Raw genomic sequence first — 26169 nt, forward strand, 5'->3', positions numbered from 1 at the left:
ATGCTCCTTCCGTTTTGCATTTTTTTAAGTGTTTTTTAAGTGTTTCTTACTTTTACCCGCTTATCAAAATGCAAAACATGGGCGCTTACGTTTTCAGGATTGATTCCGCGCTTAAAGCCGTTTCGTTCATGAGGTCTGCGATTTTTTTATTATCATCACTGAGGGTTTCAATCGTCGCACTCATCTCCTGCATGCTGGCGGAGGCCTGCTCAATGATCGCCGCAAGTTCATTGGTTGAACGCTCGACATTTGCCGTGTTTGTCTCTACGTCGCCCGAAATGGCTTCAAAGCCTGTGAAGCTTTCTGTCATATTGGCCAATTTCTCTTTCAGCTGCTGGAAATTCTCGTGGACTTCCCGGGTTGCGTCGACGCTTGTCAGCAGGTTGGCACTGCTTGCCGCCATTTTTTCTTCTGCTTCCCCGCTCGTTTGATTGACCTGTTTCAAATTTTCCGTGATTTTTTTATTGGCATCATTCGTTAGTTCGGCAAGCTTGCGGATTTCCTGGGCAACGACCGAAAATCCTTTGCCTGCCTCTCCCGCTCTTGCTGCTTCGATCGATGCATTTAATGCCAGAAGGTTTGTCTGTTCGGTTATCTGACGGATTGTGTTGGTGAACTGATTGGTTTCTTCAATCTTCAGGTTCAGGTTTTTAAATGTCGTATTCAAAGCCGTCACGATTTGATTCAGTTCATTCATTTCTGTCATCAGTCTGCTCACTTTTTCACCGCTTTTGTCCGCAATGCGGCTGGCTTGTCTTGAGTCTTCATTCAACAGAGAGGAAATCTCGTTCAGCTCGTTCATGGAAAGCATGTTGTAATGGGCACTCTCCGCAATTTCGCTGATCTGCTCGCTTTGGATCTGGCTCCCGGCAGAAACTTCATTAATGGCAATCGTCATTTCTGCCTGGGCGCGTGTATTCATCTGCACTCTCTCGTTTGCTTTTGACACACTGTCAGCTATCCGGGAAGCGGCCTGTTCAAGCTTGTGTCTCTGTTCTTCTTTTCGGCCTGCTTCCGCTTCGGCATCCGCTATGAACTGCTGCAGGACCTTGAATTGTTTTTTATTCAGATGGATGAGCACGCCAAGCAGGACCCCTGTTAAAAGATAGGCCAGAATAATAGCGCCCATGCTGCCTGCAATGATTTCCTGTTCTGCAGAGGGCACCGATGCATTGACAAAAAGGGTCACTAGGCCAAGGCTAAATCCAGTGGCGAAAACCGTCGAGTAAAGCGGTACCGCTGAAAAGACGGCCTGAAAAAAGAGGACCGCAATGAGCGCAAGATTGGCGCCGGTTATGAAGACTGAGGCGCATGCAAGAATATAAATCATCACAACCGTGAAATACGGAAACAGCCTGTCCCTTTTCAAATAACGGAACAAAACATAAAAACCGATCAGCAGCACACAGTCAGCTGAATAGATCGGTACCTGCTCCATCTGCCCAGTGACCAGGACGTAAATCAGTGCAAATAAAGATGACGCTCCAAACGTAAACAGCATCAGCTTGTTTTTGCTCAACAAATCATCGTGTTTTACCTTTTCAATCGCTGTCATACATGTTCTCCCCTGTGTTCAAGTTGGTTTACTTACTATATCGACAGCGCTTACAGATTTTTTATATGACGAAAAAAAGAAACGCTGACTTCAGCGCTTCTTTTTATTCCGGCTGTAAATATCAAACCAAACGGCGAGAACGAGAATACTTCCTTTTACAATCAGCTGCCAGTAGGCATCAATGTTCATGATGCTCATGCCGTTATCCAGGCTCGCCATAACAAGAGCTCCAATGATTGCTCCCGGGATGGTACCGATTCCGCCCATCAAACTTGTGCCCCCGATCACGCAGGCTGCGATTGCATCAAGCTCATACATGTTACCTGCTCCAACGGTTGCCGCGTTTACACGGGCAGTCAGGACAAGACCCGCGATGGCTGCAAGTGTGTTCCCGAGAACAAAAACGAGGAGAATTCTTCGCTTCATGTTAATGCCTGAGAGAACAGCGGCCTCGGGATTTCCCCCAATGGCATACACCTGTCTGCCGAATACCGTCTTTTTGGCGATAAAGTGAAAAAGAACAGCGAGTATGATGACCGTGATAAATGGCACCGGAATTCCCTGGTACTGATTCATCAAGTAAATGAACGTAAAAATCAGAAGTCCGAGGCCCACTGAAGCAATCAGCGTCCAGTTCATGGAAAGAACATCAAATCCATACTTGATGCGCGCGTTTCTTTGTCTGATCAAAAAGTACACGGCAAGGATAAACGCAATCGCTCCCATGATAAGGCCTGCAGCAGGCGTCACATATCCCTGTCCGATGATTTTGAGGCTGGGTGAAAGCGGAGCTACCGTCATGCTACCGGTTATACCGGTCAGTATTCCCCGGAAAATAAGCATCCCTCCGAGTGTGACAATAAAGGCAGGCACCGCCCTGTAGGCAATCCACCAGCCCTGCCACAGACCAATCAGCGCACCCAATACAACTGTTGCAATAATAACGGGTATCGTATCCCAGCCAAGCCAGACGTTAAGGATCGCTGCTACGCCTCCCGTTAAGCCGACAAGCGAGCCGACTGAGAGGTCAATCTGTCCGGACACGATGATCAGGACCATTCCTATTGCAAGGATCGACGTTACGGACATCTGCAAAAAGAGATTGGATAAGTTCCGCGGGGTAAGAAAGGTATCATTTAAGACGGAAAATAAAATCCAGATGATGAGAAGGGCGCCAATCATGGAGTAAGCGCGGATATCGATTGTAAACAAATTGATTTTCTTTTCTTTTACTGCCGGCTGTTTCACGGTTTCGGGATTTGTGCTCATCCTGCAAGTCCTCCTGTCGCTGCTCTCATAATGTTTTCCTGGGTGGCATTTTCTGCATGGAATTCACCTGTGAATTTCCCTTCTGACATCACCAGAATTCTGTTGCTCATGCCAAGTACTTCAGGCAGTTCAGACGAAATCATGATGATGGCCACTCCCTCTTTTACAAGCTCGTTCATAATGTGATAGATTTCAAGCTTCGCTCCAACATCGATTCCCCGTGTCGGTTCATCGAGTATCAGAATTTTAGGTTTTGTCATCAGCCATTTTCCGATGACAACCTTCTGCTGATTTCCCCCGCTCAGAGTGCCGGTGACCGTTTCAACAGATGGCGCTTTTATTCTCAGCTGTTTTAAATACTGATTCCCGCTGCGGATTTCTTCATTCTGGTTGATGACGCCGAAGGATGAGACGCGCCTCAGGCTCGGAAGTGTCACGTTGTTCTGGATGTCCATGTTCAGGACAAGTCCGAATTTTTTCCGGTCCTCCGATACGAGCGCCAGTCCGTTTTCGATTGCCTGCTTGACGGATTTGTTTTTCGCATTCTTCCCGTCGATCTCCACACTGCCTTCTGAATAGCCCGCGTAAGCGCCGAACAAGCTCATCACAAGCTCCGTTCTTCCTGAACCCATCAGCCCTGCAATCCCAAGGATTTCTCCTTTTTTCACTTGGAATGAGACGGAATCAATGACTTTTTTCCCTGGCATATCAGGATGATAAACCGTGTAGTCCTCAACCTTCAGAATGGTCTCTTTCGGGTTTGCGGCCATACGGGGATAGCGGTCTTTGATTTCGCGCCCCACCATGTATGCGATGACTTTGTCTTCCGTGAGATCGGCCGTTTTTTGGGAAGTGACCGTTTTTCCATCGCGGAGAACCGTGATCGTATCGGCAATATCAAACACTTCTCCGAGCTTGTGGGAGATGTAGATGCAGGTGACGCCCCGCTCCCTGAATTCTTTTAGGATCGCAAGCAGAATTTTGACTTCCTGTTCAGTCAGTGCAGCAGTCGGTTCATCTAAAATCAGGATCTTGGCCTTTTTTGAAAGAGCCTTTGCAATTTCGACAAGCTGCTGCTGGCCGATGCCGAGTGTTCCGGTAATTGTATCGGGGCTTACGCCTTTCAGACCGACCTCAGCAAGCCATTTCTCGCACATCTGAATCATCTTATTTTGATCGATAATGCCGAAGGTAGCGGGCTCATTGCCGAGAATGAGATTTTCTGCCACCGTCATTTGCCGGACAAGAGCGAGCTCCTGATAAATGATGGAGATGCCCGCTTTTTCGGCATCTTTAATCGTTTTAAAAGACTGCACTTCCCCGTCCACCGTTATCTCGCCTGAATAAGAACCTGAAGGATACAGCCCGCTCAGCACTTTCATAAGTGTGGATTTCCCGGCACCGTTCTCTCCGCAGAGTGCATGGATTTCGCCTTTTTCCACTTGAAACGTGACGTCATCAAGAGCCTTCACGCCTGGAAATTCTTTCGTAATACTCGTCATTTCAAGAACAGATGACACACTCTTCCCCCTCCAATTCATTAAAATGTCTAGAAAAAAATGCGGAATTATCGAGAATTCCGCATTTTTCAATGTATGGTACAGCTTTAAAGGTTTCACGCTTGCGTTGGGTATGCAGAGGATCGGCACTCGCCTGAGTGTTACCACTTTTGCTTACCCAACGACTGGATTTGTGGCGGCACTTGCCTGAGTGGTGCCACTTTTGCATACCCCCAGACACGATTTGTGGCGGCACTTGCCTGAGTGATGCCACTTTTGCATACCGACAGACACAATTTGTGGCGGCACTCGCCTGAGTGGTGCCACTTTCACATACCACCAGACGCGATTTGTGGCGGCACTCGCCTGAGTGATGTCACTTTTGCTTACCCACCGATTGGATTTGTGGCTGCGCCCTGGTCTTTCTTGTGCCCCAGCCTTTTACTTGTACACATCCTCTTTCTTATGGAACCCGTCTTTAATGATGGTGTCATCGATGTTGTCTTTGTTTACCGCTACCGGATCAAGCAGAAGCGATGGGACATCGATTTTTCCGTTGTTCACTTTACCGTTTGTTTCAACCTCTTCGCCATTGGCCATTTTCACGGCAAGGTCAGCAACGGTTTCTGCAATCAGGTTGATTGGCTTGTAAACTGTCATCGTCTGTGTGCCTTCTACGATCCGCTGTGCAGCCGCAAGCTCTGCATCCTGTCCTGAAACTGGAATCTTTCCTGCAAGGCCCTGTGCAGCAAGAGCCTGAATCACGCCGCCTGCCGTACCGTCATTTGCTGCTACAACAGCATCGACTTTGTTGTTGTTCGCTGTAAGAGCATTTTCCATATTGGCAAGGGCATTTGCCGGATCCCACTCTTCTGTCCACTGGTCGTAGACAACTTTAATGTCTCCGCTATCAATTAGGGGCTGAAGCACGTTCATTTGTCCCTTTTTGAAAAGATGGGCATTGTTGTCTGTATCCGCGCCTTCAATCAGTACATAGTTCCCTTTAGGTACTAGCTCAGTGATGGCCGTTGCCTGCATTTCTCCTACACGCTCATTGTCAAAGGATACATATAGATCAACATCCGAATTTTTAATCAGACGGTCGTATGAGATGACTTTCACATCTTCCTGGTGAGCCATTTCTACGATGGACGCGGCAACCTCCGCGTTATGAGGCACGACTACCAGAATGTCTACACCCTGGCTGATCAGGTTTTCAGCCTGTGCAATTTGCTTCGCATCGTCGCCGTTTGCTGACTGAACATTTACTTTTGCGCCAAGCTCCTCAGCTTTTGCCACAAATAGATCACGGTCGCGCTGCCAGCGTTCTTCTTCAAGCGTGTCCATTGAGAATCCGATGACTAGCTCATCGTCCTTCCCGGCCTTTTCGCCGTCCCCTTTTGTCGGCTCTGAGCCCGAGCTGACACAGGCAGTAAGACCAAATAAAAACGTCATCATCATCAAAAGCAGTAACCCCTTCTTCATTTCCCCATTCCCCCTTGGAATATCAATCTTACAAGACTAACTTTATCATCTTTGTAAGCGGTTTATTTAATGTGATTTCTGTACTTTTTTAAGATATATAGCATTATTTTCAGAATAATAGAAACCGCTTTCTTTTCTCCTAAAAAAGACTGTACCTCCAATTGTTCATTAGCGGTACAGTCTTTGCCGGTCAATGAGAATGAGCCTCTTCTTTTTCCTCATAAACATATGGCTGTGAAGGAGGATCTATTTTTGAGATTTCTTTAATTTGCAGATAGGGAATCTCAGTGGATGAATACACAGTAGTCTGCAGCTCCCCCGTGACATTGACCCACTGACGGTCGTTAAAATCCGCTGCATTTTCTGCCGCGGAAAAAAGACCGTATAACCCGTCATGTTCATCCTTGCAGCACGGATCACCGCTTCTTGCAACGACAAACTGTGTCTGTTTAAAATCCTTTTCCCGGTGTACAAATCCAGTCAGTTCAATCTGTTTCCCCTCAAATTCTTTCGGAAAACGGTCAAGAACATCCAGGACGGAGGTGTAATTTTCATTTGTAAGAATGATTGTATCCATCTTCAGTAGTTCATTTTTTTGATTCTGGTAATAATCATCCGGCTTCTCTTCTGCATGATGATCATCTTCAAGCTCAGGCTTATACTTTTCATCCAGCTCTTCCATATAGCTGTCCGGGTCTTCTAAATACTCTTTCGCATTTGCGTATGGTTCTTCTGTTTTCTGTGCAGCTTCTTGCTTTTCCGGCTCTGCTTTTTCCGGCTGCATGCTCATTCCAAAAATAAAAACAATACTTCCTATTATGACAAGGCCGATAGCGGCCATTAAGAAATTTTTCACTTGATTAACTCCCACTCCATTTATAAGAATTGCTCTTTTCAGTGTAACAAAAAAGAAGGGAGTTTCGTTAAGAAGAAACTCCCAATCACTTATCTTTTTGTCCAATGGAGACCAGCGAATCCTTATACTGACTGGGAGACTTTTTGCATACTTTTTTAAAGACACGGCTGAAGTAGTTCGGATCGTTATAACCGACCTCAAAAGCAATTTCCTTTAAGCTGCGGGAGCCTTTTTCCATCAGCTTTTTTGCTTTTTCAATCCGGCATTTTGTCAAATAATCGATATAGCTGATGCCGAGCTCTTCTTTGAAAATTTTGCTCACATACTGCGGAGAAAGGCTGAATTCCTTTGCCATTGCCTCAAGCGACAAATCGGTGTGGCAGTTTTTCCTGATATGTTGCTTCATGCGGTTCGGAATATCCTCCTGAAGATTTTCAGTCACCCGCTTGTATTGTCTCATGACATCTTCTAGAATAAAATTCACTTCTGTTTTCATTTGCAAATAGGATGCTGCGCTGAATGAAAAAACTGGTTTTCTAATCACAAAACCCATTTCATCCAAGTAGCGGATCATTAATGTCATAGTGTCATAGACTTTTTGCTCCGCTTCAGCAAGCGGATGCTGAAATTTTTCAAAATAAGCGGTCATTGCCTGAAAATGACTGCGCACTCCTTCCCACTCACCGATCCGCAATTCCTCAAGAATCAGCTCTTCAATGTGGTGCATATCTCTGTCTTTGATTTTTTCATTGGAAATGATATCGCTGTAAAAGCTGTATCTTGCTTTAGAACCTGCTGATATAGAGGCACGCAGCGCTTCGTAGTACGACTGTCTGATTTGCTCGAGCGCCGGGTATGCCTTGCCGATTCCAATTGCCGCAGATGCAGAAAATACACCGCTTAGGTTATGCAGGATTTTTTGCACAAGTGATACCGCGTTTCTGCGGTACTGGTGAATCTCTCCTTCTGCAAACACAATAATCGGCACCTGCAGGCCCGACATCGGGCCTACCCAGCCTTTTGTGTGCAGCTGGATGGTCCGTTTCAGCTCTCCGTACATTTGCTCAAGGCGTCCGGTAAGCGTATCCTGTGAAAAGTGGATCAGGACCACATAGGAAGGCTGCTTCTGATCAACATTCAATAGGCCCATGCATTCATGGAGATGAACGTCGTGAACATGGTCAAATAAGAGCTGTGTGACGAGGTCGGCCTCTACGATCGGGATCATTTTCTGCATGCGTTCTTCTGTTTGCTGCTTTCGTTCCGATTCGAGCCTGTCTTTTTTAATATCATCGATGACCTTCTGAATGGTAGAAAGAATGACCTCCCGCTTGCTTGGCTTCAGCAGATAATCCTTTACCCCGAGCCGCAGCGCCTGCTGGGCATAGTCAAACGTATCGTAGGACGATACAATCAGGATTTTAGCGTCCGGCACGATTTTCTGGATTTCCTTGATCGCTTCAAGACCATTGATGCCGGGCATTTTTATATCCATCAGCAGAATGTCGGGCTTATGGTCTGCCGCTAGTTCAATCGCTCTTCTCCCGTTTTCCGCCAGTCCGACAATTTGAATGTCCCTGAATTCTGTTTCAATGATTTTCTTTAACGCGATTCTTTCAATCTCTTCATCTTCTGTGATTAAGAGCTTCATCTCTTTCACCCCTCTGAAGGAAATTTGACGGCGATGACTGTGCCCCCTGCTGATGACTGAATGTCCATCACATCCCGTTTGTTTGTAAAAAGACGCAGTCTCTGAACAACGTTTCTCAGGCCGATACCGGTTGATTTGCTTTGAATGAACCCTGTCTGCTGCTCTGACAGAACCTGCTCCTTCACGGAATCCGTCATCCCAAGACCATGGTCCTCAACGGAAACAACAACCTCTCCGTTCTCTCTAAACACCTTTATTCCGATGTATCCGCCTTCCTCAAACGGCTCCACACCGTATTTGAACGCATTCTCAACAATCGGCTGCAGAAAAAACGGCGGAACTTCATAGTCCAGGCACGCTTCTTCAATTGTAAAATCATAGGAAATCCTGGATGAGAACCGCGCTTTTAAAATCGTCAAGTATTCCTTCACAAGCTCTAGCTCATCCCTGAGCGACACATTTTCATCCACACTTCGGAGGTTATACCTCAGAAGGTTTGCGACTGTCGAAATTAAATCGCTGGTCTCAAGGGCATCCTCCAAATAGGCTTTTTTCGACAGGGTATTCAGCGTATTGAACAGAAAATGCGGATTGATCTGATTGTGCAGCCTCTTTAACTCACTTTCTTTTAAAAGCAGCTGATACTCTTTGATTTCTTTTTCAAGCTTCGCTTTCTCCTGAATTTCGGCAACCAGCTCTTTGATGTTTTCACGCATTCTGTCAAACGTCTTGGCCAAAAACGATATTTCATCGTTGCTTTTAACCCTGATCGGATGATCAAAGTTCCCCGCCGCCACCTCTTTTGCCCCTTGAGTTAAAAGATAGATCGAGCGGGTGATGCCTTTTGAGAACCAGTACGAAAATCCAATCGAAATGATCAGAACGATCCCGAGAATCCAGAGGCCGAGAGACCGGAGCCTGCTTGTGACTTCAATCATCGATTCATAAAATTGCTTCTGATTCGTCAGTTCTTTTTTAAACAGCAGCAGCGTCGTTTCATCGATGAATTTGGAAATCTGCAGCGCTTCATCGTAGGCAGCCTGCGAGTTCTGGCGCTTATCGAGCTTATGCATCATCATCGTTAAATCCATTGCTTCAATCTGGCTGTCGAGCATGAAAATATAATCTGTTAAAGCAATCGCATTCGCCTGATTTTTAAGCTGATCCAGCTTTTTTTTGGAGTCGTTCAGTCTTTTGCGGTGCATTTCATAGCTTGCCTGATTGGCAGGAGAAGGTGTGCTGACATACTGGCTGAGCTTTGCAAGCGCGGTCTGGCTCGTTGTTGAAACAGAATTCAGCAGCAGATACCGTTCAAGAATATTGTTGTACTCATAAATGGATTTCTGATTAATATAGCTGATGGCTGTCCAGAAGGCGCCCATGATCATGATAATGATGAGCGACATCGTGAGGATTTTTCTCTGGATTCTCGTCACGGCCTGCTTCCCTCCGTCATCACGCCTGTTTTGGTGTAAGTCGTGACGGGCAGAGGCAGGTCCTTCTTTTCAAGCCATTTCACGATGGTTTCGACGCCTTTTTCACCCATTAAGGCATGACTGTGGCTGATTGTGCCTTCAATCTTTCCGCTCCGCAAAAGATTCATCGTTTCCTGGGTATTATCAAATGTATAGACCTTAAACCCTGAGAGGGCCGACCTCGCTTCAATTGTCCGGACGATGATGTCCCCGTCATCCACTCCCGTCCCTATCAGCACCTTCATGGACGGATACTGATTGAGGAGCTCATTGGTCTGGTCCTCAGGATGCTGCTTATCTGTTTCAGCCAGTTTAATAGAAGAGGCCTTAAGGCTGTCCATCAGCCCTTTCATTCTTTCGTTTTCAATAGATGTCACCATGTTGCCTTTGATTATGCCGATGGTTTCATTGACTGAAAGTGTCTTTTTCAAGTAGTTTCCAAGCTCGAGGCCGGTCTCATAGTGGTTGGACCCGATGTAGGATTTCCGGAGACTGTCAGGCAGGTCAGCCATGATTGTCACGACCGGAATTCCCTGTACCGTGGCCTTTTGAATCGTCTCTTTAAAAGAAGCATCGTCAATGCCGAGCAGCAAGATGCCGTCAACCTTGGAGGAGATGGCCATATTCATCGCTTTTTGAAGCTCTTCGTTATCAGGCAGATTGGTCCCTTTAATGTCGAGGCTGACCTTAGCCTGAACGGCTGCCGATTCTACCCCTGTGATCACCTGATTCCAGTAGGCATCGCCAAGATAGGGTGAGATCAGCACCAGCCGGTACCGGTACTCCTCCGCTTCCGCCTGCGCAGAAAACGATTGACTCGATTGATAGATTTGAAATAGCTGATAAATTGGAAAAAGAGAAAGAAGAATAAAAGCAATTAGAACCAGTTTTATACGAAGTGTCATGAAATCACCATATTTATAGGACTTTTCATTCATTATAAGGGATTGGCCGGTATTGTAAACGCTTTTATTTTAGCGTCGCGATCAAATATGGGGCTTCTGCTTTGGGAAACAGTCCAATTTTGAACGGGTACGGTCCAAAACAGGCTGCTAACAATCCAAACCAGTTGTTTAACAAGCCAAACTTAGGCCCTAACAAGCCAAAACTGCCATCTAACAAGCCAAACTTAGGCCCTAACAAGCCAGCGGGGAAACTGGCGAAGCATCCCCTCAAATTCAGCCCAAAATAAAAACCCCCGGGAATCCCGGGGGTTATATGTCAAATCTTATTCTGTGATACGTTAATACGATTCATTGCCCGGCGCAGTGCAAGCTCGGCGCGCTTGAAATCGATGTCGTCTTTGTTTGTGTTCAGACGTTCTTCAGCGCGGTCCTTTGCTGCTTGTGCACGAGTTAGATCAATATCTTCTACAGTCTCGGCAGCCTGTGCCAAGATTGTGACTTTGTCAGGCCGTACTTCTAAAAAGCCGCCGCTAACAGCCACGAGTTCCGTGGATTTTCCTGTTTTCAACCGGACTGCTCCGATTTGAAGAGGAGCTACCAGCGGAATATGACCTGGCAAGATTCCAAGCTCACCGCTTTGAGCTTTTACACTTACCATTTCGACGTCTGCATCGTAAACTGGGCCATCGGGAGTAACGACATTGACTTGTACTGTCTTCATACTCTATACCCTCCTGCGTCCCAAAATTAGACTTCTACACCCATGCTCTTCGCACTTTCGATTACATCTTCAATGCGTCCTACGAGACGGAATGCATCTTCAGGAAGATGGTCGTATTTGCCTTCAAGGATTTCCTTGAAGCCTTTAACTGTTTCTTTAACAGGAACGTAAGAACCTGCTTGACCAGTAAACTGCTCAGCAACGTGGAAGTTTTGGGATAAGAAGAATTGAACTCGGCGTGCACGGTGCACGACTAATTTATCTTCATCAGAAAGCTCATCCATACCAAGGATGGCAATGATATCCTGAAGTTCTTTGTAACGCTGCAGTGTTTGCTGTACTTGACGTGCAACCGCGTAGTGCTCTTCTCCAACGATTTCAGGAGACAATGCGCGTGATGTCGAAGCAAGCGGATCCACCGCCGGGTAGATACCCATTTCAGATAGTTTACGCTCAAGGTTCGTTGTTGCATCCAAGTGAGCGAATGTTGTTGCAGGAGCCGGATCCGTATAGTCATCGGCAGGTACATAAATCGCCTGGATCGATGTAACAGAACCAACGTTAGTAGACGTGATACGCTCCTGAAGCTGACCCATTTCAGTTGCAAGTGTCGGCTGGTAACCTACCGCAGATGGCATACGGCCAAGAAGGGCTGATACCTCTGAACCTGCTTGCGTGAAACGGAAGATGTTATCCATGAAGAAAAGAACGTCCTGTCCTTGGTCATCACGGAAGAATTCAGCCATTGTAAGACCTGTCAGTGCAACACGCATACGTGCGCCAGGCGGCTCATTCATCTGTCCGAATACCATGGCAGTCTTCTTGATAACACCAGAGTCTGTCATTTCATGGTAAAGGTCGTTTCCTTCACGAGTACGCTCACCTACGCCGGCGAATACAGAGATACCGCCATGCTCCTGAGCGATGTTGTTGATAAGCTCCTGGATAAGTACTGTTTTACCTACACCCGCACCACCGAAAAGACCGATTTTTCCGCCTTTGATGTATGGAGCAAGAAGGTCAACTACTTTAATTCCAGTTTCAAGAATTTCTACCTCAGTAGAAAGCTGATCGAATTTTGGTGCCTGTCTGTGGATTGGATCACGACGAGATTCAGCAGGAATTGCTGCATCCAAATCGATATTGTCTCCAAGTACGTTGAATACACGTCCAAGTGTAACGTCTCCAACCGGTACAGAGATTGCAGCACCTGTATCCAGTACTTCACTTCCGCGAACAAGGCCGTCTGTTGATGCCATCGCAACGGTACGAACTGTGTCGTCACCTAGGTGAAGGGCAACTTCCAATGTTAATTCTGACGCAGCTTCGCCTTCAGTGCGTCCTTGGAAAGTAACTTTAAGGGCGTTATAGATTTCAGGAAGCTGACCGCTTTGGAACTTTACGTCAACAACCGGACCCATAACTTGAGTAACGCGTCCTTTATTCATCGTTTTCCCTCCTAACTTGCTGTCTGAAAGCCCTTAATGGGCATAATTTCTATTCGAGTGCCGCAGCTCCGCCGACGATCTCCGTAATTTCCTGAGTGATCGCAGCCTGACGTGCACGGTTGTATGAAAGAGTAAGACTGTTGATAAGTTCTTTTGCATTGTCCGTCGCATTTTTCATTGCCGTCATACGGGCAGCATGCTCCGAAGCTTTGCTGTCCAAAAGTGCTCCGTAGATGAGACTTTCAGCATATTGTGGTAATAACACTTCTAAAATCTCTTCCTCAGAAGGTTCGAATTCATAAGATGTTTTCTTTGCTGATGTCACATCAAGATCAGAAAGAGGAAGAAGCTTTTTCTCTGTTACGTCCTGCTGGATGACACTAACGAAATGGTTGTAGTACACATAGATTTCGTCGAATGTTCCATCATTGAACATATTTACAGTATTTGCTGCAAGATCTTTAATCTCGGCAAACGACGTATCGTCTGCAATGCCTGTTACTTCAAGAGCGATTTGCACGCCGCGTTTCTTGAAGAATTCGCGTCCGATCTTACCGATAGCGATAACAGCATACTCATCTTTCGACGCATGGCGCTTTTGGATTGCCTGGTGCACAGTACGAAGAACGTTACTGTTGAGAGCACCTGCAAGTCCGCGGTCAGACGTAATGACGAGGTAAGCCGTTTTCTTCACCGGACGGCTGACAAGCATTGGATGGGATACACCCGTGCTGCCAAGAGCGATGTTTGCAACCACCTCTTGAATCTTATCCATATAAGGCGTAAATGACTTCGCATTGTTTTCGGCACGGTTCAGCTTCGCTGCTGAAACCATCTCCATCGCCTTTGTAATCTGGCTCGTCTTCTTTGTTGAGGTGATTCTTGATTTAATGTCGCGTAATGATGCCAAAGGTTCTCACCACCTTTTTATAAAAATCAACCTGATTCATTTACGTGAAGATAAAGTATGAAGGCAAACCTTCATACTTTACCAAGTTTATTCAGAAATCGCGAATGTCTTTTTGAATGCCGTGATCGCAGCCTGGAAGTCGCTGTCTTCAGGAAGATTTCCAGTTGTGCGGATATGATCAAGCATTGCTTTATTGTTTTGCTCGAGGAATGAGAAGTACTCTTCTTCAAAGCGTTTGATATCTTCGACTGGAACGTCATCCAGGAATCCTTTAGTCAATGCATAAAGAATCGCAACCTGCTTCTCAACTGCAAGCGGTTTGTTCAAGCCCTGCTTTAGAACTTCAACTGTACGCGCACCGCGGTTAAGTTTAGCCTGAGTCGCTTTATCAAGGTCAGAACCGAATTGAGCGAATGCTTCAAGCTCACGGTATGAAGCAAGATCAAGACGCAGTGTACCTGATACTTTTTTCATGGCTTTGATCTGAGCAGATCCTCCAACACGTGATACGGAAAGACCGGCGTTAACCGCTGGACGCACACCTGAGAAGAATAGATCAGACTGAAGGAAAATCTGTCCATCAGTGATCGAGATAACGTTTGTCGGGATGTATGCTGATACATCGCCCGCCTGCGTTTCAATGAATGGAAGAGCAGTCAGTGAACCTGCGCCTTTTGCATCACTGAGTTTTGCAGCACGCTCAAGAAGGCGTGAATGCAAGTAGAATACGTCACCAGGATATGCTTCACGGCCTGGAGGACGGCGAAGGAGCAAGGAAAGTTCACGGTATGCAGATGCCTGTTTTGTTAAGTCATCATACACAACAAGAACGTGCTTGCCGTTGTACATGAAATGCTCACCCATAGTTACACCTGCATAAGGAGCTAAGAATAATAGCGGTGCAGGCTGTGAAGCAGATGCAGTAACAACGATTGTGTAATCTAATGCGCCATTTTTACGCAGTGTTTCAACTACGCCGCGGACAGTCGATTCTTTTTGTCCGATGGCAACATAGATACAGATCATGTTTTCGTCTTTTTGGTTAAGGATTGTATCGATGGCTACAGATGTTTTACCAGTCTGACGGTCACCGATGATCAGCTCACGCTGTCCGCGGCCGATTGGAATAAGAGCGTCAATCGCTTTAATTCCTGTTTGAAGCGGTTCATGAACAGATTTACGATCCATAACGCCTGGAGCAGGGCTCTCAATTGGGCGTGTATGTTTTGTTTCAATTGGACCAAGGCCGTCAACAGGCTGTCCCAGAGAGTTTACAACGCGTCCGATCAGTTCCTCACCTACAGGAACCTCCATGATGCGTCCAGTGCGGCGCACTTCGTCGCCTTCACGGATGTCTGCGTATGGTCCGAGGATGATGATACCCACGTTGTTTGACTCAAGGTTTTGAGCCATACCCATTACGCCGTTTGAAAATTCAACAAGCTCTCCAGCCATGACATTGTCGAGGCCATGAGCACGGGCGATACCGTCACCAATCTGGATAACTGTACCTACATCACTAACTTTGATATCAGACTGATAGCTTTCGATTTGCTTTTTAATCAGTGCACTAATTTCTTCTGCTTTGATGCTCATGAGTTTCACCCCTATCTACGATCTTTTTGCAACTAATTGTCGCTCTATACGTTCAAGCTTACCGCTTATACTTCCATCATAAATGCGATTGCCGATACGAAGCTTAACTCCGCCGATCAGATTCTGATCAATGACGTTTCTTAAACGAAGTGAAGTTTTGCCGATTTTTTTGGCAAAAGTATCAGACAGCGCTGTTAATTCATCCTGATCAAGCAGTCTTACAGAGTAGACAATCGCATCTTCTGTGCCGCGCTCGTCATTTGCAAGTTTCACAAAATGCTCTGCAAGCTCAGGAATCACATTGATCCGCTGACGCTCAATCAATAGAAGAACCGTACTTAAAACAGGTTGAGATAAAGAAGCAAACGCTTCACTCATCATGGATTTTTTCTTTTCTAGCAGCACTTTGGGATGTGTAAGCACGTTCAATAAATCAGGATTCTCCGCTGTTACCTTCTGGATGACAAGCAGTTCCTCTTCAATCTGGTCAATCGTGCGGTTTTCCTTAGCGATTTGAAAAAGAGCCAATGCATAGCGAGCTGCAACTATTTCTTTACTCATCGACCTTCGCCTACCTCTTTGATATAATCGTGGATAAGCTTTTCTTGTTCTTTCTCATTCAATTCTTTTTCAATTACTTTCGTCGCAATTAAAATAGAAAGTGATGCAACTTGCTCACGGAGAGCTGTAATGGCCTGCTCTTTTTCCGTCGCAATTTCTTTAAGCGCAGATTGTTTGATGCGTTCTGCCTCTGAACGAGCTACCAGAATAATTTCTTCCTTTTGCTTTTCACCAAGCTTCTTCGCACTTTCCACTAAACTTTGCGCTTCTGTTCTTGCCTGTTTTAAAAGTTCACGCTGTTCTTCAGCAAGCTTCTTTGCTTCTGCATGCTTTGCTTCAGACGCATTAATTTCGCTTGAGATGTGCTCTTCACGCTGTTTCATGATGCCCATGACTGGTCCAAGAGCATATTTTCTCAGCAATGCGAGTAAGATTAAGAAGATAACCAGCTGGAATAAAATATCTCCAGTGTTTAATGTTAAACCTGCACCTGCTCCAACAACTAAGTTTGACGTTACCATTGCCCGGTTTCACTCCCTTCAAGTGTTCCATGATGGGTTACTATGAAAAAAAGCTCGAGATTGTACGTTTTGATTCTCGGCTGAATCTTTGCTGCATGAATATAAAAACATAAAGCAATGGCGAAGAAGGGTTCTGCACGATCTTCGCCATTTATGTAGAGACGAATGTCTCCTTATTAACTTCCAAGTACGATAAACGCGATAACTACTCCGATGATCGGAAGTGCCTCAACTAGTGCGATACCGATGAACATGATTGTTTGAAGCTTACCTTGAAGTTCAGGCTGACGAGCAACACCTTCTACTGTACGTGAAACGATAAGACCATTACCAATACCAGCACCAAGTGCCGCTAAGCCGATTGCAATTGCAGCTGCGATTAAATTCATTATTTAAATCCCCTCTCAAAATAGTAAAAGTTTTTTTAAACAGTTGTTACCTATTAATTAGTGGTCGCTGCTCACTTTGTGAGACATATAAACCATAGTTAACATGACAAAGATGAATGCTTGGATCGAACCTACAAAAATACTGAACGCCTGCCATACCATCATTGGAAGTGCGGCTGATACAGCGCCGAGCACGCCTGTTGTAGCAAGGCCAGCCAGAAGACCCAGAAGGATTTCACCAGCATAGATGTTACCGTAAAGACGAAGACCAAGCGTTAATGTGTTGGCAAACTCTTCAATGATCTTAATCGGGAAAAGAAACGCCATCGGACGGAAGAAATCCTTCCCATACTCAGAAGTTCCTTTCATTTTCACACCGTAGTAGTGTGTAAGAGCCACGATCATGACTGCAAGAGTAAGTGTAATCGTCGGATCTGCTGTCGGTGATTTCCACCATAGCTCGTGGTTAACTGCAATTGAGAACGGCAGTCCCAGCATATTTGAGACAAATATGTACATTAACAGGGTAACGCCGAGCGTGAGAAATCGTCCGCCGGTATGCCAGTCCATTGAACTGTTGATGATTCCTTTGACGAAATCGACCACCCATTCAAAGAAGTTCTGCATGCCTGTCGGCTTCATCGCCATTCTGCGTGTTGACATTACCGCAATCAGAAATACGATAACACTGGCAACAGTGATCATTAAAACATTGGATAAGTTAAAAGTAAGACCTAAAAACTCAACTATAGGAGCTCCGTGATGCAATAGATTCACCTCTCTTCCGGCTAAGCGCGTGAGTGTTGGAAAACATAATCTATCATAATGACGATATAAACTGTCATTAATCCAATAATGACACTAACCATATTCAGGTATTCCGGATACTTCATTGCAAGGAGTGCAGCGAGTCCCGCTGACGCAAGCCTTGTTGCCGTACCAAGTGACCTGACCTTCTTATTCTGCTGAACAGCCTCACCAAATTGCAGTTGTTTGCGGACCATTGACCATAAGTTAAACAAACTGAGTGATGTTCCGAGCGCAAGCCCCAAAAAGACAGACTGATGCCCTGTGAATCCCCAGCCCAAGGCATAAAGAGACAGCAGGAGGAACATATATTTCCGGTATCTTCGGTACATCTGGTGCAAATCAAACATGAATGATTCAGTCTCCTGAAAAAAAGTGGTGGACAAGCTTGATCATGGCAGTAATTCCTGCTGCCAGGCCTATGAAAAGGCCAATGATCATAAAAAGCGGTTCAGTATGGAAATATCGGTCGAGCCATCTTCCTGAAAAGATGCCAATTAGTGTTGAACCGACTAGCTGAGACAGAATGCCTGTCATAAGGGCCATTGCCTGCATGGGATGACGCTCTTTTTTGCGCATTCGACCGCCTCGCTAATAGATTAATAAAGGGTTTATCTGGGGATAGAAACGGGTAATTGAAAGCGTTATGAAAACCTTATCATTTACCCTCGTCTAGCATACAATAGGCTCTATTTAATGTCAATTGCTTTAAAACCAAAAACTTGACAATCAAAAAAGCCTATCACAAAAAGTTCACAATTACTCAGTTTCCCAGATTTCTCTTGGGATTTTCTAAGATAAGGTCTGTTTCAAACGTGTCTTCCCTGTCCCCTTTTCTTGCAAAAACGACTGCTTTGTAAAGCCCGTCTTCAAGACCCAGATCCTTTTGTCTGAACGTCTTTTTAACGGCCCCCTTCTGAAGATCCCTGCCCCAGTCCAGAAACCCCACAAACCTAAGTGTGTCCGGATCATAGAGTGCGATGCCCATTTCATCCGCGCCTCCCGGCAAGTACAGTTCATACTGATAGACTCCTGCCGAATCTCCGAATCCGAACTCAAAACCCATCACCCGCGGGTAATCCGGTTCATCCACTACAAACAAGTACGGAAGCTCCCTGACCGTTTCGTCCGCTTCTGCTTTAATCCATCCCTGATGCAGGCCTTTTTCCAGCTTGTTTGCATAGATATTCACTTTTACGTATACATCCTTTTTCCCGCCTGGTTCCACTGCCGTTTTCTCGGGCATGTCCCACTGCAGACCATTCTTATAGAAAGGATAGGAAAACGAATAGACGACTTCTTTGTCTGATTGATTATCAAGTGTCAGCTTTACCTTTTTCTGAGTGCTTCCCCCGCCTTTTGTAATAACCTGGCCAAACGACAGCGCACCCGGATACATCAGGGCTTCTGTTTCAAGTGCCCTCATAACGTCTATTCGTCCGGCACCTTGTTCGATCGGCTGATAATAGTCCGCCTTTTTCCCGCTCAGAGGCCTGGAGGAATTCATGAGGGCAGCCTTGATCTGCTCCGGTTTCCATTCCGGATGGGCCTGCTTGATCAGTGCGGCCGCCCCTGCCACATGAGGTGCTGACATACTTGTACCCTGGAGGCTTAAATACCCTTCAGGGACCGTGCTGTCAATCGCTACTCCGGGAGCTACAACATCAGGCTTGATCTCCCATGTCCGGGTAACGGGGCCCCTTGAACTGAAATCAGCCATCTGATCTGATTCGTTCCGGTAAACCGTTCGGATCACCGGTTTTTCGTTCAGCTGTTTTTTCAGCCACAAGCCGTCCTCTTTTGAAATGGAGACAACCGGAATGTTTGCCGGAAGTTCAAGATTGCCCGCAAAGCTTCCTTTCATATTGTTATAGATAACAACCGCTTTCGCGCCGATCTTTTCAGCAAAAAGAGCTTTTTCGGTAAAAGTGATTTTCCCGCGTTCAACAAGCACTACCTTCCCTTTCATGTCTGGAGAATACTGATGTTCCTCGCCAATTCCGGCAAATACCATCTCTTCTCCCTGGTGCAGCGTCCACTCTTTTGCACCAGCCATCTGAGTGACCGGTATTTCTCTCCTTGAGCCGCTTGCTGTGAGGTAGGGAATCCGCTGCGGAGGAGTTGAGGCGCCAACAGAAATAGCCTTGCTGGACGTCCCCGGTGAACCGACTGTCCAGACACCGGGACCGGAATTACCGGTGGATACAACCGCTGTGATGCCGTGCTCTACCGCGCGGTCAAGCGCAAGACTGGTTGGCCAGTCCGGTCCATTGACCATATTTCCTAGCGACAAATTCAGCACATCCACTTTGTCTTCAATCGCTTTTTCAATCGCTGCAATGACCTGTTCGCTTGTCCCGAATCCTCCAGGGCCAAGTGCGCGGTATGCGATGATTTCCGCTTCAGGCGCTACTCCTTTCAGCCTGCCGTTTGCCGCAATAATCCCTGCCACATGTGTGCCATGGAGAGTTTCCGTGCCGTCAGTCGCTTTTGTCTCCATTGGATCATCATCACCGTCAATGATGTCTGTCCCGCCGGCATAGCTGCGGTATAAATCCGGGTGGGTATAATCAATGCCCGTATCAATGATGCCTACTTTTACTCCCTCTCCTGTCAGGCGGTGCTGCTTTGAATCAAAGAGCCCCCTCACATCGTCACCGCCTATGAACGGTACACTTTCTTCAAGATCTACCTGATAAGACGCGACCGGACTGGCATGGATAATATGTGGCTCCTTTTGGAGAGCCATTAAATCGTTATGGCTGCCTTCAAGCGAATAGCCGCTGAACACTTTTTCGAACGTCTGGCGGATTTTCACTCGGGGATAGTTTACTTTGATTATTTCAGAAAAGTCCTGCGCATGAGCTTTCTCTACAATGATCATTACTGTTTCTGTGCGGCTGGGAGATACGTCCGGAATGGCAGGCACTTCCGGATAGGTTACTGCACTTGTATGTATTGGAAAAATGGATGCCATGAGAAAAATAGAGAGAATGAATTTGCTTGTCATCACCGTCACCTCTCTTTTATCCTTCTCAAATGGGTATAAAAAAATCCCCCTTGTAAAAGGAGGATTTTCCGCTTATTTCGTTCCAAACATACGGTCTCCGGCATCACCGAGGCCAGGGACGATATATCCGTGATCATTTAATTTTTCATCAAGTGCCGCAATGTAGATGTCGACATCAGGATGAGCTTCTTTCACAATTTCAACGCCTTCAGGAGCTGCAATCAAGCACATGAACTTGATGTTTTTAGCGCCGCGCTTTTTCACGCTGTTAATCGCCTCTACCGCTGAGCCGCCTGTAGCAAGCATTGGGTCGACAACGATGAACTCGCGCTCTTCTACGTCTGATGGAAGCTTCACGTAATATTCAACCGGTTTTAGCGTCTCGGGATCACGGTAAAGCCCTACATGTCCAACTTTTGCAGCCGGAATCAATTTAAGGATTCCGTCAACCATTCCAAGACCGGCACGCAGAATTGGAACAATCGCAAGCTTTTTGCCTGCAAGTACCATGGATTTTGCTACTTGTACAGGTGTTTCAACCTCTACTTCTTCAAGAGGCATGTCTCTTGTGATTTCAAACATCATCAGGCTCGCCACTTCATCAACCAGCTCGCGAAACTCTTTCGTGCCTGTTTTGACGTCGCGGATATATGTCAGTTTATGCTGTATAAGTGGATGATCAAACACGTAAACTTTGCCCATCAGCTCATCTCCTTTTCTAATGCACTTCAATAGATTTTACAGAAAAAGAAGAGCCGTTTCAAGGAGGATGGGAGATTTATTTTATGGGTTTATATGGATTGGCAACTTTCATAGAACATACACAATTCAAAAAACCATCTATGTTAACATAAAGCTATACTGGCTATACATTCACTTTTTTGGAGATGAACGATAGATGACAACCGGTTTCATCATTCTGACAATTGCAATTAGTTTGCTTAAAGTAATTATTGCAAGTCCGCCAACCTTCGTTGTTGAATGGCTGCTCGGCAAATTCGCCCTTCATTCTAAGCTCAGTGAAGAGAGTGCCACTGTAACCCTCAGCGGAAAACGTTTGGAAGGCGAAGAAAAAACTCAATTTATCCGCATGTTTAATGAAGCAACATTTTTTGATAAATACAATGAATACAATCTGCCTGCAAGCAAAACGGTCACTCCTTTTATTATTGATGTAAATACGGGAAAAAGGGGTGTAACGCTGTCTGTGTATATTTACAGCGGCCATGCAGATGTATTCAAGCACGGGAAAAAGAAAACAGTGGCCTATAGCCTGCGGTCTGAGAGCCTGCAAGAATGTTGAAAGCAGCAGCTGGAAATGGCCATACTTATAACTAATAAAAGCTGCCGGCATCGTGTCCGGCAGCTTTTTTTGCTTTGCAGCATTTAATTTTGAAAGCTTGAAACGGATGTTCCCGGTCCGCTTTCCCACACAACGTTTCCTACTATATAAAATGGCCTGGCCAAGATTCACTTAAACGCCGTTTTACGATATGCGAAGTTGTGTCATTTAGACCAGTCCCTCTTTACATCAATTTACAATTTCATGAAATTCATAGACTTCTACCTGCTTAACGTTTAAAATCATCAAAGAGTGTTTTTTAATTAGACAGACATGAGGTGAATGGAATTTTGAATTTGTGGGAGATTTTTGTTGCAGTTGTGCTTGGCATTGTGGAAGGATTAACAGAGTTTGCACCGGTATCTTCTACTGGACATATGATTATATTTGATGATCTGCTGTTTCAGTCCAAAGAACTGTATGGCCAGCAAGTTGCCAATACATTTAAAATTGTGATTCAGCTCGGATCCATTCTTGCGGTTGTCATCATTTTCAGAGAACGATTCATCAGCCTGCTCGGGCTTAAAAAAGAAACAGCAAAAGAAAAGCAGACAAAATTAAAGCTGTCGCAGGTGTTTGTAGGCTTGCTTCCTGCAGGAATTTTTGGTCTTTTGTTTGAAGACTATATTGATGAACATCTATTTTCCATTAACACGGTTTTAATCGGACTTGTAGTCGGTGCTTTCCTGATGATTGCGGCCGATTTTGTACAGAAAAAACGAACGGTTACGACGGAAACGGTAGACAAAATCACTTACAAACAGGCCCTTTTGGTCGGCCTGATTCAGTGTTTATCGCTGTGGCCCGGTTTTTCCCGTTCAGGCTCAACGATTTCCGGGGGCGTCATGCTCGGAATGAACCACAGAACAGCATCAGATTTCACGTTTATTATGGCCGTGCCGATCATGGCCGGAGCAAGCGGGCTTTCCCTTTTGAAAAACTGGGAGTACTTCACCCTTGATGCCCTGCCGTTTTTCATTGCCGGGTTCATCAGTGCATTTGTTGTTGCCCTGATTTCGATTAAATTCTTCCTGGCCCTTATCAACAAAGTTAAGCTCGTGCCGTTTGCGATTTACCGCATCGTGCTTGCAGCCGTTATTTATTTCGTATTCTTGTAAGAGAAAAAGAGCAAATCCGCGGGGATTTGCTCTTTTTGTATGGGTAAATTACAAGTATAAATCGAATTTAGCCGTAAGTGTTTCAACACGGTTTTTCGCTTCTTCTAGTTTCGCCTCGTCTTCATGGTTGCTGAGAGCAAGAACCATAATAGAAGCAATCTCGTCCATGTCCTCAAGACCGAAGCCTCTGCTTGTTACTGCAGCCGTTCCGATGCGCACGCCGCTTGTTACAAACGGGCTTTCAGGATCAAATGGAATCGTGTTTTTGTTGACTGTAATGCCGACATCATCAAGTACTTTCTCAGCCACTTTTCCAGTCAGGCCAAGTGAGCGGACATCGATCAAAATGAGGTGGTTGTCCGTTCCGTCAGATACGAGATTCAGACCCTGGCTTTTCAGGCCTTCTGCCAGACGGTTTGCATTCGCAATAATGTTTGATGCATACGTTTTGAACTCATCCTGCAGGACTTCTCCAAACGAAACAGCTTTTGCAGCGATCACATGCATAAGCGGACCGCCCTGAATGCCAGGGAAGATGGATTTGTCGATTTTTTTAGCATATTCTTCTTTGCAGAGAATCATGCCGCCGCGCGGACCGCGAAGCGTTTTATGCGTTGTTGTTGTCACAAAATCAGCGTAAGGAACAGGGTTTTCATGAAGGCCTGCAGCCACGAGGCCTGCAATGTGGGCCATATCGACCATAAAATAAGCGCCGACTTCATCTGCAATTTCACGGAACTTCTTGAAGTCAATTGCACGCGGATAAGCACTCGCACCTGCTACAATCAGCTTAGGCTTGTGAAGGCGTGCTTTTTCAAGGACGTCCTCGTAATTGATGCGGTGTGTTTCTTTATCAACGCCGTACTCAACGAAATTATACTGAACTCCGCTGAAGTTAACCGGGCTGCCGTGAGTTAAATGGCCGCCGTGTGAAAGGTTCATACCGAGAACAGTATCTCCGTGCTCAAGAATCGTGAAGTAAACAGCCATATTCGCCTGTGCGCCTGAATGAGGCTGCACGTTGACATGCTCAGCACCAAAGATTTCTTTCGCGCGGTCTCTTGCAATGTTTTCCACAACATCTACGTGCTCACAGCCGCCATAATAGCGGCGTCCCGGATAGCCTTCTGCATATTTGTTCGTTAATACAGAGCCCTGGGCTTCCATGACTGCTTCTGTTACGAAGTTTTCAGACGCGATCAGCTCAATTTTCGTGCGCTGGCGCTGCAGTTCATCCTGGATTGCTTCAAATACACTAGTATCCTGCTTGCTTAAATGTTTCATGCTAAGAATCCCCCTATCCAATTCAAACGATTTTGCTGACAGTTTCACATTTTCATTCATCTACATTGTACACGTTCAGAAAGAAGAATGTAATAGATTTATGCGTGATTTTCGTTCTATTGCGTTATTTTTGATAAAAAAGCACTAAAATAACGAATAAAACACATCTATATAATTTTATTGTTCGTATTTATGACGTGCATTGTTTATTCTCTTTTTTTGAAGAAGAATAGACCGCTCTCTCTCCGCCAATCAGCTTGGGACGGGTTTTGGCCATCGTCACATGGGCATGTCCGACTTGATTTAAAGAGCTTCTCACCGGAACCGCCACATGCTTGAGGTGCATACCGATAAAGGTATCGCCTATGTCTATTCCGCCGTCTGCCTTAATAAACTCGACAACGGCAGGATTTTTAAAGACTGAATAGGCGTAAGTGGCCATTGCCCCTCCCGCTGAGCGGACAGGTGTCACCGTTACTTCATCAAGCCCGTGTTTTTCAGCCGTTTCCTGCTCCACCACAAGAGCCCGGTTTAAATGTTCACAGCACTGAAAAGCGAGATGCACGCCAGTCCGCACTTTAAAAGCCTCAAGCTCTGAAAAGATCATCTCTGCCACTTGTTCAGTCCCTGCTGTACCAATCTTTTCGCCGATCACTTCGCTCGTGCTGCATCCGACCGCAAACACCATGCCGGGTCTGAAAGAGGACTGCTCCTCCAAGTCGGCAAGCATGGTTCCAAGCTGAACCTTCCACTCCTGAATGTCAGTCATTTTCTCTTCACCCTCAGAGCTTATTTTCAAACTCAGTGATTTTATTCACGCGGTTTTCATGCCGGCCGCCTTCAAACTCTGTTGTCAGCCAGATTTTCGCTATTTCGCGTGCAAGTCCGGGTCCGATTACGCGCTCTCCCATTGCAAGCATGTTGCTGTTATTGTGCTCGCGCGTTGCTTTCGCACTGAACGTATCATGCACAAGCGCACAGCGGATGCCCTTCACTTTGTTGGCAGAAATACTCATGCCGATTCCTGTTCCGCAAATCAGAATTCCGCGGTCAAATTCCCCGTTTGCCACTTTTTCAGCAACAGGAAGTGCATAGTCCGGATAATCAACAGACGTTTCGCACTCACAGCCGAAATCTTCATATGAAATATTCATCTCATCCATCAAGCTTTTTATTTCCTCGCGCAGTCTAAGACCGCCGTGATCAGATGCAATTGCAATTTTCATGAAAATACCCTCCACTTTGATTAGTCTTTGAGCTTATCCATTAATCGTCCAATCATCTTCTCCAGTTCTTCGCGTGTCATTCTGTACACATCAAGCGACCCGCCGAAAGGATCCATGACATCCCGGCGCGAAAGCTCATCTTGAGCCGTAAATTCTGAAAGCGTAAACGTTTTTTCAATTGCCTGCGGATACCTTTCAAAAATCAACTCTTTATGGCTTTCTGTCATCGTCAGAATGTAGGTTGCCCACTTAATATGCTCCCCGTTCAGCAGAGACGACTGATGACTGCAGGCAATGCCCTTTTCATCGAGCGCCTGTTTGGCAAAATGCGAGGCATCGCTGCCGTCGCTTGCAAATACACCGGCAGACTTAACGGACAGCTGCCTGTCTTCTTTCATATGATTCAACAATGCTTCAGCCATCGGGCTTCTGCATGTATTTCCCGTACAAACAAAAAGGATATTCGTCATTCGTGTTCCCCCTTTTCTGTTATTATAACCTGAAAAACGCCGAGAATATAGTGACCCGGCTTCTTACAAAA

Annotated in this window: 26 protein-coding genes; 2 read left to right on the forward strand and 24 right to left on the reverse strand. The window is 45.8% G+C overall.

The window, feature by feature from the left end; all coding sequences use genetic code 11:
- Positions 1–85: 85 nt before the first annotated feature.
- The 20 genes from JOJ89_RS19880 to upp form a co-directional block, all read right to left on the reverse strand.
- Complete coding sequence (locus JOJ89_RS19880; protein ID WP_203289149.1) at positions 86–1555, reverse strand: methyl-accepting chemotaxis protein; 1470 nt, start codon at positions 1553–1555, stop codon at positions 86–88.
- A gap of 90 nt (positions 1556–1645) precedes the next feature.
- Positions 1646–2824, reverse strand: a complete 1179-nt coding sequence (locus tag JOJ89_RS19885) for a sugar ABC transporter permease (RefSeq protein WP_203289150.1) — start codon at positions 2822–2824, stop codon at positions 1646–1648.
- A complete protein-coding gene (locus JOJ89_RS19890) occupies positions 2821–4365 on the reverse strand; it encodes a xylose ABC transporter ATP-binding protein (protein ID WP_203289151.1) in 1545 nt (514 codons plus the stop codon). Before JOJ89_RS19890 ends, JOJ89_RS19885 begins: the two co-directional genes overlap by 4 nt.
- A 399-nt stretch (positions 4366–4764) precedes the next feature.
- Positions 4765–5808: a D-xylose ABC transporter substrate-binding protein gene (gene xylF, locus JOJ89_RS19895; protein ID WP_203289152.1), complete on the reverse strand. Its 1044-nt coding sequence runs from the start codon at positions 5806–5808 to the stop codon at positions 4765–4767.
- Between the two features lie 190 nt (positions 5809–5998).
- Entirely contained in the window at positions 5999–6664 is a 666-nt protein-coding gene (locus JOJ89_RS19900; protein ID WP_203289153.1) for a TIGR03943 family putative permease subunit, read from the reverse strand.
- 85 nt (positions 6665–6749) lie between these two features.
- Positions 6750–8315, reverse strand: coding sequence for a response regulator (locus JOJ89_RS19905; protein WP_203289154.1), 1566 nt, complete (start codon positions 8313–8315; stop codon positions 6750–6752).
- A gap of 5 nt (positions 8316–8320) precedes the next feature.
- A complete protein-coding gene (locus JOJ89_RS19910; RefSeq protein WP_203289155.1) occupies positions 8321–9751 on the reverse strand; it encodes a sensor histidine kinase in 1431 nt (476 codons plus the stop codon).
- The gene (locus JOJ89_RS19915) at positions 9748–10695 is read right to left on the reverse strand and encodes a substrate-binding domain-containing protein (RefSeq protein WP_203289156.1); all 948 of its coding nucleotides are present in this window, start codon (positions 10693–10695) and stop codon (positions 9748–9750) included. Before JOJ89_RS19915 ends, JOJ89_RS19910 begins: the two co-directional genes overlap by 4 nt.
- Before the next feature lie 316 nt (positions 10696–11011).
- Entirely contained in the window at positions 11012–11416 is a 405-nt protein-coding gene (locus tag JOJ89_RS19920) for a F0F1 ATP synthase subunit epsilon (protein ID WP_029283365.1), read from the reverse strand.
- Positions 11417–11442: 26 nt separating this feature from the next.
- A complete protein-coding gene (gene atpD, locus JOJ89_RS19925; protein ID WP_029283363.1) occupies positions 11443–12864 on the reverse strand; it encodes a F0F1 ATP synthase subunit beta in 1422 nt (473 codons plus the stop codon).
- A gap of 49 nt (positions 12865–12913) precedes the next feature.
- Complete coding sequence (locus JOJ89_RS19930) at positions 12914–13774, reverse strand: F0F1 ATP synthase subunit gamma (RefSeq protein ID WP_203289157.1); 861 nt, start codon at positions 13772–13774, stop codon at positions 12914–12916.
- A gap of 87 nt (positions 13775–13861) precedes the next feature.
- A complete protein-coding gene (gene atpA / locus JOJ89_RS19935; RefSeq protein ID WP_203289158.1) occupies positions 13862–15370 on the reverse strand; it encodes a F0F1 ATP synthase subunit alpha in 1509 nt (502 codons plus the stop codon).
- A 15-nt stretch (positions 15371–15385) separates the two neighbouring features.
- Entirely contained in the window at positions 15386–15931 is a 546-nt protein-coding gene (locus JOJ89_RS19940; protein ID WP_203289159.1) for a F0F1 ATP synthase subunit delta, read from the reverse strand.
- The gene (gene atpF / locus JOJ89_RS19945; protein ID WP_203289160.1) at positions 15928–16452 is read right to left on the reverse strand and encodes a F0F1 ATP synthase subunit B; all 525 of its coding nucleotides are present in this window, start codon (positions 16450–16452) and stop codon (positions 15928–15930) included. The genes JOJ89_RS19940 and atpF overlap by 4 nt, the downstream gene beginning before the upstream one ends.
- 176 nt (positions 16453–16628) lie before the next feature.
- Positions 16629–16841 carry a F0F1 ATP synthase subunit C gene (gene atpE, locus JOJ89_RS19950; RefSeq protein ID WP_029283354.1) on the reverse strand — a complete coding sequence of 71 codons (213 nt, stop codon included), beginning with the start codon at positions 16839–16841 and terminating at the stop codon, positions 16629–16631.
- A 57-nt stretch (positions 16842–16898) separates the two neighbouring features.
- Positions 16899–17609, reverse strand: a complete 711-nt coding sequence (atpB, locus tag JOJ89_RS19955) for a F0F1 ATP synthase subunit A (RefSeq protein WP_029566599.1) — start codon at positions 17607–17609, stop codon at positions 16899–16901.
- A 20-nt stretch (positions 17610–17629) separates the two neighbouring features.
- Positions 17630–17998: an ATP synthase subunit I gene (locus JOJ89_RS19960; protein WP_029283350.1), complete on the reverse strand. Its 369-nt coding sequence runs from the start codon at positions 17996–17998 to the stop codon at positions 17630–17632.
- A 7-nt stretch (positions 17999–18005) separates the two neighbouring features.
- The gene (locus JOJ89_RS19965) at positions 18006–18227 is read right to left on the reverse strand and encodes an AtpZ/AtpI family protein (RefSeq protein WP_029566597.1); all 222 of its coding nucleotides are present in this window, start codon (positions 18225–18227) and stop codon (positions 18006–18008) included.
- Positions 18228–18411: 184 nt separating this feature from the next.
- Positions 18412–20658 carry a S8 family serine peptidase gene (locus tag JOJ89_RS21330; RefSeq protein WP_277987842.1) on the reverse strand — a complete coding sequence of 749 codons (2247 nt, stop codon included), beginning with the start codon at positions 20656–20658 and terminating at the stop codon, positions 18412–18414.
- Positions 20659–20730: 72 nt separating this feature from the next.
- On the reverse strand, positions 20731–21360 hold the full coding sequence (gene upp / locus JOJ89_RS19975) for a uracil phosphoribosyltransferase (RefSeq protein WP_029283345.1): 630 nt from the start codon (positions 21358–21360) through the stop codon (positions 20731–20733).
- A gap of 196 nt (positions 21361–21556) precedes the next feature.
- On the opposite strand from upp, the gene JOJ89_RS19980 reads away from it, so the two are divergent.
- Together JOJ89_RS19980 and JOJ89_RS19985 are read left to right on the forward strand one after the other, a co-directional pair.
- Positions 21557–21961: a YfmQ family protein gene (locus JOJ89_RS19980; RefSeq protein WP_203289161.1), complete on the forward strand. Its 405-nt coding sequence runs from the start codon at positions 21557–21559 to the stop codon at positions 21959–21961.
- 335 nt (positions 21962–22296) lie between these two features.
- Positions 22297–23118 carry an undecaprenyl-diphosphate phosphatase gene (locus JOJ89_RS19985; RefSeq protein ID WP_203290397.1) on the forward strand — a complete coding sequence of 274 codons (822 nt, stop codon included), beginning with the start codon at positions 22297–22299 and terminating at the stop codon, positions 23116–23118.
- A gap of 48 nt (positions 23119–23166) precedes the next feature.
- Here JOJ89_RS19985 and JOJ89_RS19990 read toward each other — a convergent pair whose 3' ends face one another.
- The 4 genes from JOJ89_RS19990 to JOJ89_RS20005 all read right to left on the reverse strand — a co-directional run bounded on the left by JOJ89_RS19990 (position 23167) and on the right by JOJ89_RS20005 (position 26098).
- On the reverse strand, positions 23167–24402 hold the full coding sequence (locus JOJ89_RS19990) for a serine hydroxymethyltransferase (protein WP_203289162.1): 1236 nt from the start codon (positions 24400–24402) through the stop codon (positions 23167–23169).
- A 190-nt stretch (positions 24403–24592) separates the two neighbouring features.
- On the reverse strand, positions 24593–25171 hold the full coding sequence (locus JOJ89_RS19995; RefSeq protein ID WP_203289163.1) for a TIGR01440 family protein: 579 nt from the start codon (positions 25169–25171) through the stop codon (positions 24593–24595).
- 13 nt (positions 25172–25184) lie between these two features.
- On the reverse strand, positions 25185–25628 hold the full coding sequence (rpiB, locus tag JOJ89_RS20000) for a ribose 5-phosphate isomerase B (RefSeq protein ID WP_203289164.1): 444 nt from the start codon (positions 25626–25628) through the stop codon (positions 25185–25187).
- Positions 25629–25648: 20 nt separating this feature from the next.
- Positions 25649–26098, reverse strand: a complete 450-nt coding sequence (locus JOJ89_RS20005) for a low molecular weight protein arginine phosphatase (RefSeq protein ID WP_203289165.1) — start codon at positions 26096–26098, stop codon at positions 25649–25651.
- Positions 26099–26169 lie beyond the last annotated feature (71 nt).

Source organism: Metabacillus sp. cB07, from assembly GCF_016839225.1.
Classification (GTDB): Bacteria; Bacillota; Bacilli; order Bacillales; family Bacillaceae; genus Bacillus_P; species Bacillus_P indicus.